Source organism: Paracoccus lutimaris (assembly GCF_003337565.1).
Taxonomy (GTDB): domain Bacteria; phylum Pseudomonadota; class Alphaproteobacteria; order Rhodobacterales; family Rhodobacteraceae; genus Paracoccus; species Paracoccus lutimaris.
Genome location: NZ_QPJL01000009.1, coordinates 139,769 through 156,596 on the forward strand (window position 1 = coordinate 139,769; position 16,828 = coordinate 156,596).

Consider the following 16,828-nt stretch of genomic DNA (forward strand, 5'->3'; position numbering starts at 1 on the left):
GCATGCAGGACGGCTACACCACCCCCGACGGCCGCCAGATCGGCCCCGTGCTTCTGGATCTGAAGAACATCACCCTGCGCTTTGGCGGCGTCGAGGCGATCAAGAACATCAGCTTCGACATCCGCGAGGGCGAGATCCGGGCGATCATCGGCCCGAACGGCGCAGGCAAATCCTCGATGCTGAACGTGATCTCGGGCTTTTATGTCCCGCAAGAGGGCGAGATCTGGTTCAAGGGCCATCGCCGCGGCCCGATGAAACCCTATGAGGTGGCACGGCTGGGGCTGGCGCGCACCTTCCAGAACATCGCGCTGTTCGACGGCATGTCGGTTCTGGACAATATCATGACCGGGCGGATGAACATGATGAAGGCCTCGCTGTTCAGCCAGGCGCTGTGGTGGGGCAAGGCCGAGCGCGAGGAAACCGCCAATCGCGAACAGGTCGAAAAGATCATCGACTTTCTGGAAATCCAGAACATCCGCAAGACTCCGGTCGGGCGCCTGCCTTACGGGTTGAAAAAGCGCGTGGAACTGGCCCGCGCCCTTGCGGCCGAACCGCGCATCCTGCTGCTCGATGAGCCGATGGCCGGCATGAATGTCGAGGAAAAAGAGGACATGTGCCGCTTTATCCTTGATGTGAATGACGAATTCGGCACGACGATTGCCCTGATCGAACATGACATGGGCGTGGTCATGGATCTGTCGGACCGGGTGGTGGTGATGGATTACGGCCGCAAGATCGGCGACGGCACCCCCGACGAGGTGCGCAACAATCCCGAAGTCATCAGCGCCTATCTGGGCGTGGCGCACGAATAGGGGGCGGGCGATGGAGTTTCTTTACGCAAGCGAGGTGCTCGTCAACGGCCTGATGGCCGGGGTGATGTATTCGCTGGTCGCGCTGGGTTTCGTGCTGATCTACAAGGCCTCGGGCGTCTTCAACTATGCTCAGGGGGTGATGGCGCTGTTCGCCGCCATGACGCTGGTGGGCATCATGGAGGGGCGGGTCCCCTTTGCCCATATGATCAACGCGGCCTTTGGCGTGCATGTCGAGAATTTCGGCTGGACGGTGCCGGGGCTGCTGGCGATCCTTCTGACTGCGCTGGTCATGGTGGGCCTTGCCATCGCCATCGAAAAGCTGGTGCTGAAACATCTGGTCGGGCAAGAGCCGATCATCCTGTTCATGGCGACCATCGGTCTGGCCTGGTTCCTCGAAGGGCTGGGCGACGTGATGTGGGGCGCCGATGTGAAGGTGCTGGATGTGGGCCTGCCGCAGGGCATTTCCGAAACCGTCGAGACGGTGACCAACAACTGGCTGGGATACGGCTTCTTCATCGACCGGCTGGACATCTGGGCGGCGGTGATCGCGGCGGTGCTGGTCGCGGCATTGGTCGGGTTTTCGCAATATACCAAGCAGGGCCGGGCCATGCGCGCGGTCGCGGACGACCATCAGGCGGCGCTGTCGGTGGGCATCAGCCTGCAATTCATCTGGATCATGGTCTGGTCCATCGCCGGTTTCGTGGCGCTGGTCGCGGGCATCATGTGGGGCACGAAATCGGGGGTGCAGTTCAGCCTGTCGCTGATCGCGCTGAAGGCACTGCCGGTCCTGATGCTGGGTGGCTTCACCTCGATTCCCGGCGCCATCGTCGGCGGGCTGATCATCGGCATGGGCGAGAAGCTGTTCGAATACTTCGTCGGCCCCATGGTCGGCGGCGCGACCGAAAACTGGTTCGCCTATGTGCTGGCGCTGATCTTCCTCGTCTTCAGGCCGCAGGGCCTGTTTGGCGAGCGCATCATCGAGCGGGTCTGAGAATGAAAAGATTCTATGCCTCCGGCGGGGATATTTGGACATGGAAGATGAGGGGCGCTGCTTTCCATCTTTCATGGGGAAATATCCCGCGGGGTTGCCGATTGGTTCGCCACCGGTTCGAGAAACATATCGGCAACGGGGGCGCGAAGCCCCCACGGCTAGCGTGATCGGCGGAGGGAACGATGTTCTATCGTGAGGCGGGCGACTTCAAGACAAGCTATCGCGACGATGGCCAGACATTCCCGATCCGTCTGGATCGCTGGGGCTATTACGCCGTCCTTGCCGTGGCCTTTCTGGTCGTGCCCTTCGTCATCGACAGCTATTGGGCCAATGCGGTTCTGGTCCCTTTCCTGATCTATGCCATCGCGGCCATCGGGCTGAACATCCTGACTGGCTATGCAGGGCAGGTTAGTCTGGGGACTGGCGGCTTCATGGCGGTGGGGGCCTATGCGGTCTACAAGCTGATGACCGCCTTTCCGGGCGTGCCGATCGTCATCCATATCGTTCTGGCCGGCGCCATCACCGCCATCGTGGGCGTGCTGTTCGGCCTGCCCAGCCTGCGGATCAAGGGTTTTTATCTGGCCGTGGCCACGCTGGCCGCGCAGTTCTTTCTGGTCTGGCTTTTCAACAAGGTGCCGTGGTTTTACAACTATTCGGCATCCGGCCAGATCACCGCGCCCGAGCGCACGATCCTGGGCTGGGCGGTGACGGGGCCTGCAACGACCGCTTCGGCCAAATACCTGATCTGCCTGACATTCGCCGTCGTTTTGGCCTGGATCGCGCGCAACCTGACGCGCGGCATGGTCGGGCGCAAGTGGATGGCCATCCGCGATATGGACATCGCCGCCGAGATCATCGGCGTGAACCCTCTGACCGCGAAGCTCTCGGCCTTTGCCGTATCCAGCTTTTTCGTCGGCATCGCGGGGGCGCTGCTTTTCTCGGTCTATCTGGGCGCGGCCGAGGCCAGCGAGGCATTCGGCATCAACAAGAGCTTCCTGGTCCTGTTCATGATCATCATCGGCGGGCTGGGCAGCATCTTCGGCAGCTTCGCCGGCGCGGCATTTCTGGTCCTGCTGCCGGTCCTGCTGAAAAACCTGCTGGTCGTGCAGCTTGGCTGGCCCACCGATCTGGCCGCCCATATCGAGCTGATGATCGTGGGCGCGCTGATCATCTTTTTCCTGATCGTCGAGCCGCATGGCCTCGCCCGGCTGTGGGCGCTGACGAAAGAGAAACTGCGGCTCTGGCCGTTCCCGCATTGAAAGACCGGCTAACCGGCACATCACCCTTGGGGAGGAGAACCAGGATGAAACTGAAACTTGCAACTGTCGCATTCGGCGCGCTGATGGCGGCGGGTCCGGCCATGGCCGATCTGGTCGTGCCGAACCTGTCCTATCGCACCGGCCCTTACGGCGCGAACGGCACGCAATATGCCGACGGGTTCAACGACTATTTCACCCTGCTCAATGAACGCGATGGCGGCATCGGCGGGGAAAAGGTCCAGACCCCGGAATGCGAGACCGCCTATAACACCGAAAAAGGCGTCGAATGCTACGAATCGACCAAGGGTTCGGGCGCGCTGGTCTATAACCCCTTGTCCACCGGCATCACCTATCAGCTGATCCCCAAGGTCTCGGCCGACAAGATCCCGCTTTACACGCCGGGCTATGGGCGCACCTCGGCCAAGAACGGCAAGGTGTTCGAATGGGTCTTCAACGCGCCGGCGAACTATTGGGACGGCGCCTCGGTCGCGGTGAAATACCTGCTGGACCAGAATGGCGGCGACCTGAACGGCAAGAAGATCGCGCTGGTCTATCACAACAGCGCCTATGGCAAGGAGCCGATCCGCACCCTGCAGGAACTGTCCAAGAAGCACGGCTTTACCCTGACCGAACTGCCCATCGACCCGCCGGGGCAGGAGCAGAAAAGCCAGTGGCTGCAGATCCGCCGCGACAAGCCCGACTATGTCATCATGTGGGGCTGGGGCGTGATGAACCAGACCGCCATTCAGGAAGCAGCCAATATCCGCTTCCCGATGGAAAACTTCATCGGCATCTGGTGGTCCGGCTCCGAGGTGGACGTGAAACCCGTGGGCGAGGCCGCCAATGGCTACAAGGCGCTGACCTTCCACGGCGTCGGCATGGACTATCCGATCTATGACGACATGAAGAAATTCGTCATCGAGCCGGGCAAGGCCTCGCAGGGCGGGCCGCATGTCGGCTCGGTGTTGTATTCGCGCGGCATGTATGCGGCGGTCGTCATCGCCGAAGCCATCAAGAAGGCGCAGGAACTTTCGGGCACCTCGGCGATCACCGCCGCGCAGCTGCGCGACGGGTTCGAGGCGCTGGACATCACGCCTGCGCGTCTGGCCGAGCTGGGCCTGCCGGACTTTGGCCCCGAGATCAAGATGACCTGCGACAACCACGGCGGCAGCGGCATGTCCCGCGTCCAGCAATGGGACGCCGCCGCCGGCAAATGGAACCTGATCACCGACTTTACCGAGCCGGACCAGGAAATCCTGACCCCGCTGATCACCGAAGACAGCGAGGCCTTTGCGAAGGAAGCCGGCATCACGCCGCGCTGCTGACGCGACTGCCCCGGCGGCGCCATACCCGCCGGGGCCTTTATCCAGGGGGACCGCCCATGTTCGACGCCATGCCCGACCGCGAGACCTTGCTTGAGGTCAACAATATCGAGGTGATCTACAATCACGTCATTCTGGTCCTGAAGGGCGTCAGCCTGTCGGTGCCCAAGGGCGGCATCACCGCGCTTTTGGGCGGCAATGGCGCGGGCAAGACCACGACGCTGAAGGCGATTTCGAACCTCTTGCACTCCGAACGCGGCGAGGTGACCAAGGGTGCGATCAGCTATCGCGGCGAGCCGATCCAGAACATGGACCCGGCCACGCTGGTCCGCAAAGGCGTCATTCAGGTGATGGAGGGCCGCCATTGCTTTGAGCACCTGACCATCGAGGAAAACCTGCTGACCGGCGCCTATACCCGCAAGGACGGCGCCGCCGCGATCCGGCAGGACCTCGAGATGGTCTATAACTACTTTCCGCGCCTGAAAGAGCGGCGCAGGTCACAGGCTGGCTATACCTCGGGCGGGGAACAGCAGATGTGCGCCATGGGCCGCGCGCTGATGTCGCGTCCCGAGACGATCCTGCTGGACGAGCCCTCGATGGGGCTTGCCCCGCAGCTGGTCGAGCAGATCTTCGAGATCGTGAAAGCGGTCAATGAGGGCGAGGGGGTGACCTTCCTTCTGGCCGAGCAGAACACCAATATCGCGCTGCGCTATGCCCATTACGGCTACATTCTGGAAAGCGGCCGGGTGGTGATGGACGGCCCCGCCGAGGCGCTGCGCGAGAACCCCGACGTCAAGGAATTCTATCTGGGCATGTCCGATCAGGGCCGCAAAAGCTTTCGCGACGTGCGCAGCTATCGCCGCCGCAAGCGGTGGCTGGCGTGATCGGGTGGCGGGACAGCGGGTGGTTAAGAGGAATCCCATGGCATTTTACGACGATCTGGAAACCCGCAGCGCCGATGAACGCGCCGACGACCTGAGGCGCGATCTGCCCGGGGCGATCGCGCGGGCCAAGACCGCGCCAGCCTTGGCGTGGATCCTGCAAGCCATCGACCCCGAGGCGATCACCACGCGCGAGGCGCTGGCGGGCCTGCCGGTGATCCGCAAGTCCGAGCTGTCAGAGGCACAGAAAAAGGCGCCGCCCTTTGGCGGTTTCGCCACCCGCCGCCCGCATGAATTCGAGCATGTCTTCCAGAGCCCCGGCCCGATCTATGAACCGGGCATGCGCGGGGCGGACTGGTGGCGGCTGGGACGGTTCCTGTTCGCGGCCGGGGTCGGCTCGGGCGATATCGTGCAGAACTGCTTTGGCTATCACCTGACGCCGGCGGGGATGATGTTCGAATCCGCCGCCCGCGCCGTCGATGCCGCCGTGCTGCCCGCCGGCACCGGCCAGACCGAATTGCAGGTCCGCGCCGCCGCCGATATCGGCACCACCGTCTATGCGGGCACGCCCGATTACCTCAAGCTGATCCTCGACAAGGCCGATGAGATGGGCGAGCGGCTGGCGCTGACGCGCGCCACGGTCTCGGGCGGGGCGCTGTTTCCGGCGCTGCGTCAGGCCTATGCCGATCGCGGCATCGCCACCACGCAATGCTATGCCACCGCCGATCTGGGGCTGATCGCCTACGAATCCCCGGCGATGCAGGGGATGATCGTGGACGAAGGCGTGATCGTCGAAATCGTCCGCCCCGGCACCGGCACTCCGGTCCCAGAGGGCGAGGTGGGCGAGGTCGTCGTCACCACGCTGAACGGCGACTATCCCCTGGTCCGCTTTGCCACCGGCGATCTGTCGGCGGTGCTGCCCGGCACCAGCCCCTGCGGGCGCACCAACCTGCGCATCAAGGGCTGGATGGGCCGCGCCGACCAGACCACCAAGATCAAGGGCATGTTCGTCCGGCCCGAACAGGTCGCGGCCCTGATCGCCCGTCACCCCGAGATCTCACGCGCTCGTGTCGTCGCCGACCGGGCCGGCGACATGGATGTGATGACGGTTCAACTGGAAACCGACGCCCAAGATGCGGCAAGATACGAGGGAACGGTGTTTGACGCACTGAAACTTCGCGGCCGGGTGGAACTGGTGGCGCCGGGTTCGCTGCCCAATGATGGCAAGGTGATCGAGGACCGGCGCCGCTACGACTGATCCCGGCGGCCCTTGCCGTGGGACTTTCCGATGCGCCTTGCCCTTGCCCTGACCGCCAGCCTGATCGCGGCCCTGACTGCCGCCTTGCCTGCGGTGGCCGAGAAACGCGCGGTGGTGATCGGCAATTCCGACTATCGCCACGCGCCGGATCTGGCCGGGGCCGATATGCGCCCGCTGGCCGAGGGGCTGGGCGCGGCGGGCTTTCGCACCGGCGACGGCACCGATCTGGATGCGGCGGGCCTTCGCACCTATCTGGGCACGCTGACCAATGCCGACCCGCAGCCGGGGGCGCGGATCGTGGTGCTGAACGGCCGTTTCCTGCACGATTCCGGCGAGACATGGTTTCTGGGCACCGAGGCGCAAGAGACTGGGCTGCTCAGCGCCGGGCTTCAGGGCGTGCCGCTGTCGCTGGTGATGCGGCTGATCTCGGACGGGCAACCGGGCGCGGTGCTGATGCTCGGGACGGATGGCCAGCAGATGCCGGCGCAGGCGGGGCTGGACAGCGGCGTCGGCCGGCTGGTGCCGCCGCAAGGCGTCGCTGTCATTACCGGCACGCCCGAGGCGATTGCCCGTGGCGCGGCCGAGCTGATGCGGGGCATGTCGGTGACGCGGGCGGTCGCGGTCGATCCGGCACTGCGGCTGGTCGCTGGCAGCCCGGGCGATCTGGTGGCGGTGCCGCGGAACACGACGCCCGCGACCGACGATCCGCTGCGCGACGACCGCGATGCCTGGGCCGCGGCTGCGGCTGCGGACAGCGTCAGCGCCTATGACCGCTATCTTGAACGCCATCCGCGCGGCATCTATTCCGCCGCCGCGCGCGAACGTCTGGCCCGGCTGAAAGCCTCGCCCGATACCAGCGATTCCGACCGCGAGGCCTGGGCGGCTGCGGCGGCTGCGGATACGGTCCCGGCCTATATGGGCTATCTGGGACGCTTCCCCTCGGGGCAATATGCGGCGGCGGCAAGGGCGCGGCTCGAGGATGGGCGGATCTCACCCGCGCCGCCGCAGATCCGTCCGCAACTGCCGCCAGCCCCCCCCGGATCCGAGGTCGAACGCGACATGGCGCTCAACAGCACCGAACGCGCCATGCTTCAGCGCGAATTGTCGCGGCTTGGATATGGTGCGGGGGCGGCGGACGGGGTCTTTGGCCAGCGCACGCGCGCGGCCATCGCGGCATGGCAAAGGGCCAACAAGCAGCCGGTGACCGGCTTTCTGACCCCGGCGCAGCGGCGCATCATCGGCCAGCAGGTTGCCCATCTCGATGGCGACAATGGCAGCCGCGACCGCGCCTATTGGCAGGAAACCGGCGCGCGCGGCGATGCCAGGGGTCTGCGCGCCTATCTGCGCCGCTATCCCAACGGATTGCAGGCCAAGACCGCGCGCCGGATGCTGGACGAGGTGACGGGCAGCGTGACGCCCGACCTGCCGCAGGGCGATCAGGCGACCTGGCGATGGGCGCGCCAGCAAGGTTCGGCCGCCGCCTATGAGACCTATCTGGAACGCTATCCGCGTGGCCAATATGCGGGCGATGCGCGCGACCATCTGCAAACCATGCGCGCCACGACCGAGGCCGCCCGCCGCGAAGAGGCCAATCTGCGCCTCGACACCACGACCCGCCGCCTGGTCGAGGAACGCCTGCGCATCGCCGGCATGCGCCCCGGCGCGGTCGATGGCGAATTCAGCGACCAGACCCGCGCGGCGCTGCGCCGCTATCAGGGCGCGCGCAACCTGCGCGTCACCGGCTTTGTCACCCAGGAAACCGTCTCAAGCCTTCTGGCCGACGTGCTCCTGCGCTGACGCACCGGCGCATTCTTTCATGCGCAAATATCCACGGGGGCCCGGGGGCAGTCAGCCCCCGGTGTCCTGATCCCGAAACTTCGCAGCCCTGAAAATGAAAAACGCCCGCATTGCGGGCGCCTTCGGGTCATCTGACTTGCCGGTCTCTCAGCCCTGACGGGCCTTGAAGCGCGGGTTGGTCTTGTTGATGACATAGATGCGGCCTTTACGGCGCACGATCTGGCAATCGCGGTGGCGGCTCTTGAGCGAGCGGAGCGAATTGCGAACCTTCATCGGTCTTCTCCTATCGCGGCGCATCGCAAGTCGCGCCTTGAAAACTAAATGCCCCCGGTTTAGCCCCGGGGGCGCGAATCATGGTGGGCGGTACTGGGATCGAACCAGTGGCCACTACGATGTCAACGTAGTGCTCTACCGCTGAGCTAACCGCCCACTGCCTGGTGATTCGACCGGCAAATACCGCCCGATCCCCGTGGTCGGCGTGTCTATATCCACGTCTTCCGGGGGTTTCAAGCCTCATTCGACTTGGTTCCGGGCCGCGATGGTTTATAAATCAGTAAGCCCTATTTGCCATGTCGCGGGCCCCCCCGCCGCAGCGGAGCGCGCAATGACGCTGGAAGAGCAGACCTTCGATCTGATCCGGCCCCCCGAATGGAAGGGCGGGGTGATTTTTGCGTCCCCGCATTCCGGCCGGCACTATCCGGCGTGGTTTCTGGCCGAATCGCGGCTGGATCCGCTGCTTTTGCGCTCATCCGAAGACGCTTTCATGGACCGGCTGATCGCCTCGGCGCCCGATCATGGCGCGGCGCTTCTGACGGCGCGGGTGCCGCGCTGCGTGATCGACCTCAATCGCGGCCCCGAGGAAATCGACCCGCTGGTGGTCAGCTGCGCCCCGCCCGTGGCGCTCAGCCCGCGAATCATGGCCGGGCTGGGGGTGATTCCCCGCGTCGTCTCGCAGGGGCGGGCGATCTATGACGGCCCTATGTCGCAGACCGAGGCCGAGCGGCGCATCGCCTGCTTCTGGCAGCCCTATCATCGCGCGCTGGCCGGCCTGATCGACGAGGCGGTGGCACGCTTTGGCGGCGCCATCCTGATCGACATGCATTCCATGCCGCGTGACGCGCTCGCGCATCTGCCGCGCCCGCGCCCGGATCTGGTCCTTGGGGATCGCAACGGCACCTCGGCCTCGCCCCGGATCACGGCGGGGGTGGCGGATGCCGTCATGGCCGAGGGATTCCGCCTGCGCCGCAACTCGCCCTTCTCCGGCGCCTATATCGCCGCAGCCTATGGCCGGCCGCGCGAAAATGTGCATGTCGTGCAGCTGGAACTGGACCGCTCGCTTTACATGGACGAACGGCGGATCCGCGAGCGCCCGGATTTCGAGCAATTCGCCGGCCGGTTCGCGGGCGTTATCGCCCGGCTGGCCCGGCTGCGCCCCGATCTGGGCGAGCGGGCGATTGCTGCGGAATGAGTGACGAAAGGAATTTGAATGCCCCCTGAAATTTCCGAGCTGCTGGGCCAGAACATCGCGCTGATCGTTCTGGCGGTGGTGATCTTTCTTGCCGTTCGCAGCGCCGTCCGCATCGTGCCGCAATCGGAAAAATACGTGGTCGAACGCTTTGGCCGGCTGCGCGCCGTGCTGGGGCCGGGGATCAACTTCATCGTGCCCTTCCTCGACCGGGTGGCGCATAAGATCTCGGTGCTGGAACGGCAGCTGCCGACCTCGCGGCAGGATGCGATCACGGCCGACAACGTGCTGGTGCAGGTCGAAACCAGCGTATTCTATCGCATCATCGAGCCGGAAAAGACCGTTTACCGCATCCGCGACGTGGATGCGGCGATCGCCACCACCGTCGCGGGCATCGTGCGTTCGGAAATCGGCACGATGGAGCTGGATCAGGTCCAGTCGAACCGCGCCCATCTGATCGAACGCATCCGCGAATCGTTGGCCAATGTCGTCGATGACTGGGGGATCGAGGTGACACGGGCGGAAATCCTTGACGTCAATCTGGACGAGGCCACCCGCGCCGCCATGCTGCAACAGCTGAACGCCGAACGCGCCCGCCGCGCCCAGGTCACCGAGGCCGAGGGCCGCAAGCGCGCGGTCGAGCTGGCCGCTGACGGCGATCTTTACGCCGCCGAACAGCAGGCCAAGGCCAAGCGCGTGCTGGCCGATGCCGAGGCCTATGCCACCAATGCCATCGCCGTGGCCATCCGCGACGGCGGCATCGAGGCGGCGCAATATCAGGTCGCCATGCGTCAGGTCGAGGTCCTGACCGAGGTCGGCAAGGGGCAGGGCAAGCAGACCATCGTGCTGCCCGCCTCGGCCATCGAGGCCTTTGGCGATGCCTTCAAGCTGTTTCGGGGCTTGAAGGCGGGATGAGCGGCTGGATATGGATCATCGCCGCGCTGGTTCTGGCGGCGCTGGAACTGGCGCTGCCCGGCTGGTTCTTCCTGGGCGCGGCCATCGCGGTCCTGCTGATGGGGTTGGCGCTGCTCTTGGGTCTGTGGACCGGGGGCCTGCCGATGGCGCTGGTTGTCACCGCGATCCTGACCGGGCTGGCATGGCTGGTCCTGCGCCGCATCTTTGGCGCCAATCGCGGCGAGGTGACGATCTGGGACCGCGACATCAACGACAACTAGGCTTTATCGGCGCCAAGCTGGTCCTGACCCATCGGGGCCGGCTGCTGACCTGTCTGCGCGACGATTACGACTGGATCCCGTTTCCCGCCCATTGGGACCTGCCCGGCGGCGGCGCCGAACCCGGCGAAACGCCGGAGGATTGTGCGCTGCGCGAGCTGGCCGAGGAATTTGGCCTGTCCCTTGCCCCCGGGCGCCTGACCGGCCACGTCTTTCCGGGCTGGCACGATCCGGCGCGGGCATCCTGGTTATTCGCGGGCCGGATCACGGCGGCGGAAATCGCCGCCATCCGTTTCGGCGATGAGGGGCAGGAATGGCGGATGATGCCGGTGGGCGAATTCATCGCCCATCCGCGTGCCGTGCCGCATTTCCGCGACCGGGTGCGGCAGGTGCTGACGGCCTAGCGCCCTTTAGGCCCCGGCCAGTTCCGCCTGAATCGCCAGCGCGGCGGCGCGGGGGTCGGCGGCCTTCCAGATCGGGCGGCCGACGACGATATGGTCGGCGCCATTGGCGATGGCGGTGGCGGGGGTCTCGATCCGTTTCTGGTCGCCCGCATCGCTGCCTGCCGGGCGCACGCCGGGGGTGACGATCAGCCGGCCCTCGGCCTCGGGCAGGGCGCGGATCAGGCGCGCCTCGCGCGGGCTGGCGATGACGCCATCGGCCCCGGCCTCAAGCGCGCGGGCGGCGCGGGTGGTGACGATCTCGGTCACGTCGCCCGGCACGATCAGCCCGGCATCCAGATCGGCCCGGTCCAGCGAGGTCAGGATGGTCACAGCAAGGATTTTCAGCCCCGAACCCGCCGCGCCCTGTTTGGCGGCGCGCACGACATGGGGGTCGCCATGCACGGTCAGGAAATCCAGATCATACTGGGCGATGCCCTTGACCGCCGCCTCGACCGTGGCGCCGATGTCAAAGAACTTCATGTCCAGAAAGATGCGCTTGCCGTGTTCCTGCTTCAGCTCATTGGCCAGCGCAAGGCCGCCGCCGGTCAGCATGCCAAGGCCGATCTTGTAAAAGCTGGCGGCGTCGCCGATCTTTTCGGCCAGTTCCAGCCCGGCCAGTGCGTTCGGCACATCCAGCGCCACGATCAGACGGTCGTTCATTTTTCCACCTCTGGACCTGCGACAAACGGCGCGCTTATATGCAGGAACCGGGCGTCTTGAAACCCCGTTTCTTCCTGCCCATCTGATACGCCGGACCCGAACCGGGCCGTGCCGATACGGGCGGTCCATTGCGGGGGCTGAGGAAAGGAATTTCATATGAATATGGAAAAATTCACGGAACGGTCGCGTGGCTTCGTGCAGGCGGCACAGACCATCGCGATCCGCGAGGAAAACCAGCGCGTGATGCCCGAGCATCTGCTGAAGGCGCTGATGGATGACGAACAGGGCTTTGCCAGCAACCTGATCAGCCGCGCCGGGGGCGATCCCGCCGCCGTGCGGCAGGCCGTCGATCAGGCCGTGGCCAAGCAGCCCAAGGTGTCTGGCGGGCAGGGGCAGGTCTATATCGACCCCAGCATGGTCCGCGTGCTGGACGAGGCCGAAAAGCTGGCCAAGAAGGCCGGCGACAGCTTTGTGCCCGCGGAACGGCTGCTGACCGCCCTGGCGGTCGCCAATACCAATGCGCGCGATGCGCTGACCGCCGGCGGTGTGACCGCGCAGGCGTTGAATGCGGCCATCAACGACATTCGCAAGGGCCGCACGGCGGACAGTGCCAGCGCCGAGGACAGCTATGAAGCGCTGCAGAAATACGCCCGCAACCTGACCGAGGCAGCGGCTGCCGGCAAGATCGACCCGATCATCGGCCGGGATGAGGAAATCCGCCGCGCCATGCAGGTTCTGTCGCGCCGCACCAAGAACAACCCCGTCCTGATCGGTGAGCCCGGCGTCGGCAAGACCGCCATTGCCGAGGGGCTGGCCCTGCGCATCATTGATGGCGACGTGCCGGAATCCCTGCGCAACAAGCAGCTTTGGGCGCTGGACATGGGCGCCTTGATCGCCGGGGCGAAATATCGCGGCGAATTCGAGGAACGTCTGAAGGCGATCCTGAAGGAAATCGAGGATGCCGCCGGTGAGGTCATCCTGTTCATCGACGAGATGCATGTGCTGGTTGGCGCCGGCAAGACCGATGGCGCCATGGATGCCGCGAACCTGATCAAGCCTGCGCTTGCCCGGGGTGAATTGCATTGCGTCGGCGCGACCACGCTGGACGAATACCGCAAGTATATCGAAAAGGATGCCGCACTTGCCCGGCGCTTCCAGCCGGTCATGGTCGAGGAACCGACGGTTCAGGACACGATCAGCATTCTGCGCGGCATCAAGGAAAAATACGAACTGCATCACGGTGTCCGCATCAGCGACGCCGCGCTAGTGGCTGCCGCGACCCTGTCGAACCGCTACATCACCGACCGCTTCCTGCCCGACAAGGCCATCGACCTGGTCGATGAGGCCGCAAGCCGTCTGCGCATGGAGGTGGACAGCAAGCCCGAAGAGCTGGACGCGCTGGATCGCCAGATCCTGCAAATGCAGATCGAGGCCGAGGCCCTGAAGAAAGAGGACGACGCCGCCAGCAAGGACCGTCTGGAAAAGCTGGAAAAGCAGCTTTCCGAGCTGCAAGAGAAGTCGGCGACCATGACCGCCCGCTGGCAGGCCGAACGCGACAAGCTGGAAGGCTCGCGCCATCTGAAAGAGCAGCTTGACCGCGCCCGCGCCGAGCTGGATCAGGCCAAGCGCGAAGGCAACCTCGCCCGCGCGGGTGAGCTGTCCTATGGCATCATTCCGGGGCTTGAGAAAAAGCTTTCGGAATCCGAGGGCAATGATGACGGCCCCATGGTCGAAGAGGCCGTCCGCCCCGAGCAGATCGCCGAGGTGGTCGAGCGCTGGACCGGCATCCCCACCAGCAAGATGCTGGAGGGCGAGCGCGAAAAGCTGCTGAAGATGGAAGAGGTCCTTGGCAAGCGCGTCATCGGCCAGTCCGAGGCGGTGACCGCGATCTCGAACGCGGTGCGCCGTGCGCGGGCCGGGCTGAACGACGAAAAGCGGCCTTTGGGCAGCTTCCTGTTCCTTGGCCCGACCGGCGTCGGCAAGACCGAACTGACCAAGGCCATCGCCGAATACATGTTCGACGACGACAGCGCGATGACCCGCATCGACATGTCCGAGTTCATGGAAAAGCACTCGGTCAGCCGCCTGATCGGCGCGCCTCCGGGCTATGTCGGCTATGACGAGGGCGGCGTCCTGACCGAGGCCGTGCGTCGGCGCCCCTATCAGGTGATCCTGTTCGACGAGGTCGAAAAGGCGCATCCCGATGTCTTCAACGTGCTGCTGCAGGTGCTGGATGACGGGCAGTTGACGGACGGGCAGGGCCGGACGGTGGATTTCAAGCAGACGCTGATCATCCTGACCTCGAACCTTGGGGCGCAGGCATTGTCGGCGCTGCCGGATGGCGCGGACAGCTCTCAGGCGCGGACGCAGGTCATGGACGCGGTGCGGGCGCATTTCCGCCCCGAGTTCCTGAACCGTCTGGATGAGATCATCATCTTCCACCGCCTGACGCGGGAAAACATGGACGGCATCGTCAAGATCCAGCTGTGGCTGCTGGAACAGCGTCTGGCGCAGCGCAATATCTCGCTGGATCTGGACGAGGCGGCGATGAAATGGCTGGCCGACGAAGGCTATGATCCGGTCTTTGGCGCAAGGCCGCTGAAACGGGTGATCCAGCGCAGCCTGCAGAACCCGCTGGCCGAGATGATCCTGGCGGGCGAGGTGCTGGACGGCCAGACCGTTCATGTCAGCGCCGGTCCCGACGGGCTGATCGTCGGCAACCGCGTCTCGGGCGCGCATCTGGGCGATGCGGGCGAAAAGGGGCCGCGTGTGCCGCTGCACTAAGCCCGGTCAGAGCTGGGGGAAATTGATCGGGGCGGGTGAAAAACACCCGCCCCGATTTCGTTACACGGTTTGGAATCACAAGTAATTTCATATGTCTGTAGCGCCGTTCATGGCATAGTTCCCGAATGCGAAGGGGGAAATGCACATGAAGCTGAACTGGTCCGATGTCACGCCCGAGGTGGATTATCTGAGCCGCCGGAGCTTTATCGCCGCCGGCATGGCCGCGCTGGCGACGCCGGCACTGGGGCTCAGCGGGGCGCCTTCGGGGTTTTCGACGGATGAGGCACCCAATAGCTTCGAGGAAATCACCAATTACAACAATTTCTATGAGTTCGGGACCGGCAAGACCGACCCGGCCAATTATTCGGGCAGCCTGAAGACCTCGCCCTGGTCGGTGACGATTGACGGTCTGGTCGAGCGGCCCGGCAGCTACGGCGTCGAGGATCTGGCCCCCGAAAGCGCGCTTGAGGAACGCATCTATCGCCTGCGCTGCGTCGAAGCCTGGTCGATGGTGATTCCCTGGCTGGGCGTGCCGCTGGCCAGCATTCTGGCCAAGGCGGGCGTGCGGCCCGGCGCGAAATACGTGGCCTTCCGCACGCTTGAGGACCCCGAACAGATGCCCGGCCAGCACGCCCGCGTCATCGACTGGCCCTATCGCGAGGGGCTGCGGCTGGATGAGGCCATGCATCCGCTGACCATCATGGCGACCGGACTTTACGGGCGGGTGCTGCCGAACCAGAACGGCGCGCCGATCCGGCTGGTGGTGCCGTGGAAATATGGCTTCAAGTCGATCAAGTCGATCGTCTCGATCACCCTGACCGACAGGCAGCCCGAAACCAGCTGGGAAATGCTGCAACCCAACGAATACGGCTTCTATGCCAATGTGAACCCGCAGGTGGACCATCCCCGCTGGAGCCAGGCGACCGAACGGCGGGTTGGCGCGGGCCTGCTGGCCGGACGGCAAGAGACGCTGATGTTCAATGGCTACGCCGATCAGGTGGCCGGACTTTATGCCGGCATGGATCTGGCGAAGCATTACTGATGGTGCAGGGGCTGAACCGCGCACTGCGCCGCCTGCCGGTCTGGGCGGTCTGGCTGGCGGGGATGATCCCGCTGGCGCTGCTGGTCTGGGATACGGTGCAGGGCCATCTGGGCGTCGATCCGGTGCGCGACATCGAACACCGTCTGGGCCGGACCGCGATCTATTTCCTGATTGCCACCCTGACGGTCACGCCGCTGTTGCGGCTGACGCGGCTGAACCTGATGCGGTTCCGGCAGGCGCTGGGGCTGATCTGCTTTACCTATCTGCTCTGCCATCTCGCGGCATGGATCGCCTTCGACATGGGCTTTCTATGGGCGCAGATCGTCAAGGACGTCATCAAGCGCCCCTATCTGATCTTTGGCATGATCGCCTTTCTGATGCTGCTGGCGCTGGCCGTGACCTCGAACCGCTGGTCGATCCGGCGGATGGGGGCGGGTTGGCGGCGTCTGCACCGGCTGATCTATCCGGCCGCGATTCTGGCGGCGGTGCATTGGCTTTGGGCGCTGAAGGTCTGGGAATCATGGCCGCTGATGATTCTGTCAGTGATTCTGACGCTTCTGGCCCTGCGTTTGCTGGGAAAAACCGGATTTCGGCGCCCGGCTGCGGGTCTGCCGGGGCGGGGTTGATTCCCCGCCGCAAGCGGCCCGCCAGCCCCGACCAGCAGATCCGATGCTGAAAAAATAACGTATTTACAGTGAGTTGCAAGTTTTCGTCATTTTTATGAATTTTCGCTCTTGCGGGTCCCGGCGTCGGGGCCTAGATACCTGCTCACCGAAACGGCGAAACGCTGAAACGGGACGGAACGAAGCGCTGGAAACGGTGGTTAGCTCCGGAAAAATCGGGAAGTTTGATGGCTTGACGGCGCCACGAAGGAAATGGCGCGGTTCAGGTTGTTTTGTTTCCCCTGCTTTTTGACATTGCGAGATATCTGAAGAGATATGT

General features: G+C 64.7%; 17 protein-coding genes and 1 tRNA gene. 14 read left to right on the top strand and 4 right to left on the bottom strand.

What is annotated here, in order from left to right; all coding sequences use genetic code 11:
- Window positions 1-2: 2 nt before the first annotated feature.
- From DFP89_RS10375 to DFP89_RS10405, 7 genes are all read left to right on the top strand, one after another.
- Window positions 3-812, top strand: a complete 810-nt coding sequence (locus DFP89_RS10375; protein WP_114349314.1) for an ABC transporter ATP-binding protein — start codon at window positions 3-5, stop codon at window positions 810-812.
- 10 nt (window positions 813-822) lie between these two features.
- Window positions 823-1,803, top strand: coding sequence for a branched-chain amino acid ABC transporter permease (locus DFP89_RS10380; RefSeq protein WP_114349315.1), 981 nt, complete (start codon window positions 823-825; stop codon window positions 1,801-1,803).
- A gap of 182 nt (window positions 1,804-1,985) precedes the next feature.
- On the top strand, window positions 1,986-3,062 hold the full coding sequence (locus DFP89_RS10385) for a branched-chain amino acid ABC transporter permease (protein WP_114349316.1): 1,077 nt from the start codon (window positions 1,986-1,988) through the stop codon (window positions 3,060-3,062).
- A gap of 44 nt (window positions 3,063-3,106) precedes the next feature.
- On the top strand, window positions 3,107-4,387 hold the full coding sequence (locus tag DFP89_RS10390) for an ABC transporter substrate-binding protein (protein ID WP_114349317.1): 1,281 nt from the start codon (window positions 3,107-3,109) through the stop codon (window positions 4,385-4,387).
- 56 nt (window positions 4,388-4,443) lie between these two features.
- The gene (locus DFP89_RS10395) at window positions 4,444-5,268 is read left to right on the top strand and encodes an ABC transporter ATP-binding protein (protein ID WP_114349318.1); all 825 of its coding nucleotides are present in this window, start codon (window positions 4,444-4,446) and stop codon (window positions 5,266-5,268) included.
- A gap of 37 nt (window positions 5,269-5,305) precedes the next feature.
- The gene (locus DFP89_RS10400) at window positions 5,306-6,523 is read left to right on the top strand and encodes a phenylacetate--CoA ligase family protein (protein WP_114349319.1); all 1,218 of its coding nucleotides are present in this window, start codon (window positions 5,306-5,308) and stop codon (window positions 6,521-6,523) included.
- A 30-nt stretch (window positions 6,524-6,553) separates the two neighbouring features.
- Window positions 6,554-8,320: a peptidoglycan-binding protein gene (locus DFP89_RS10405; RefSeq protein WP_114349320.1), complete on the top strand. Its 1,767-nt coding sequence runs from the start codon at window positions 6,554-6,556 to the stop codon at window positions 8,318-8,320.
- 147 nt (window positions 8,321-8,467) lie between these two features.
- Here DFP89_RS10405 and ykgO read toward each other — a convergent pair whose 3' ends face one another.
- Entirely contained in the window at window positions 8,468-8,593 is a 126-nt protein-coding gene (ykgO, locus tag DFP89_RS10410) for a type B 50S ribosomal protein L36 (RefSeq protein ID WP_017998967.1), read from the bottom strand.
- An 81-nt stretch (window positions 8,594-8,674) separates the two neighbouring features.
- Window positions 8,675-8,749, bottom strand: a tRNA-Val gene (locus tag DFP89_RS10415).
- 175 nt (window positions 8,750-8,924) lie between these two features.
- Here DFP89_RS10415 and DFP89_RS10420 point away from each other — a divergent pair.
- Genes DFP89_RS10420 through DFP89_RS10435 form a run of 4 tightly spaced genes read left to right on the top strand, consistent with a single transcriptional unit; the run spans window position 8,925 to window position 11,361 of the window.
- Window positions 8,925-9,788 (top strand): N-formylglutamate amidohydrolase, encoded by an 864-nt coding sequence (locus tag DFP89_RS10420; protein WP_114349321.1) that lies wholly within the window; start codon window positions 8,925-8,927, stop codon window positions 9,786-9,788.
- Window positions 9,789-9,806: 18 nt separating this feature from the next.
- Entirely contained in the window at window positions 9,807-10,700 is an 894-nt protein-coding gene (locus DFP89_RS10425; protein ID WP_114349322.1) for an SPFH domain-containing protein, read from the top strand.
- The gene (locus DFP89_RS10430) at window positions 10,697-10,960 is read left to right on the top strand and encodes a hypothetical protein (RefSeq protein ID WP_114349323.1); all 264 of its coding nucleotides are present in this window, start codon (window positions 10,697-10,699) and stop codon (window positions 10,958-10,960) included. Before DFP89_RS10425 ends, DFP89_RS10430 begins: the two co-directional genes overlap by 4 nt.
- Window positions 10,882-11,361: an NUDIX hydrolase gene (locus DFP89_RS10435; RefSeq protein ID WP_114349324.1), complete on the top strand. Its 480-nt coding sequence runs from the start codon at window positions 10,882-10,884 to the stop codon at window positions 11,359-11,361. The genes DFP89_RS10430 and DFP89_RS10435 overlap by 79 nt, the downstream gene beginning before the upstream one ends.
- A gap of 6 nt (window positions 11,362-11,367) precedes the next feature.
- Here the strand turns inward: DFP89_RS10435 and pyrF are convergent, their stop codons facing one another.
- On the bottom strand, window positions 11,368-12,060 hold the full coding sequence (gene pyrF, locus DFP89_RS10440) for an orotidine-5'-phosphate decarboxylase (protein WP_181870303.1): 693 nt from the start codon (window positions 12,058-12,060) through the stop codon (window positions 11,368-11,370).
- A 156-nt stretch (window positions 12,061-12,216) separates the two neighbouring features.
- Between pyrF and clpB the strand changes: the two genes are divergently transcribed.
- The 3 genes from clpB to msrQ all read left to right on the top strand — a co-directional run bounded on the left by clpB (window position 12,217) and on the right by msrQ (window position 16,512).
- On the top strand, window positions 12,217-14,844 hold the full coding sequence (gene clpB, locus DFP89_RS10445) for an ATP-dependent chaperone ClpB (RefSeq protein WP_114349326.1): 2,628 nt from the start codon (window positions 12,217-12,219) through the stop codon (window positions 14,842-14,844).
- A 145-nt stretch (window positions 14,845-14,989) separates the two neighbouring features.
- Window positions 14,990-15,886, top strand: a complete 897-nt coding sequence (gene msrP, locus DFP89_RS10450) for a protein-methionine-sulfoxide reductase catalytic subunit MsrP (protein WP_114349327.1) — start codon at window positions 14,990-14,992, stop codon at window positions 15,884-15,886.
- Window positions 15,886-16,512 carry a protein-methionine-sulfoxide reductase heme-binding subunit MsrQ gene (gene msrQ, locus DFP89_RS10455; protein WP_114349328.1) on the top strand — a complete coding sequence of 209 codons (627 nt, stop codon included), beginning with the start codon at window positions 15,886-15,888 and terminating at the stop codon, window positions 16,510-16,512. Before msrP ends, msrQ begins: the two co-directional genes overlap by 1 nt.
- Before the next feature lie 63 nt (window positions 16,513-16,575).
- On the opposite strand, the gene DFP89_RS20520 is transcribed toward msrQ, so the two are convergent.
- On the bottom strand, window positions 16,576-16,828 hold a 253-nt coding region (locus tag DFP89_RS20520; protein ID WP_220269828.1), incomplete at its 5' end, for a hypothetical protein.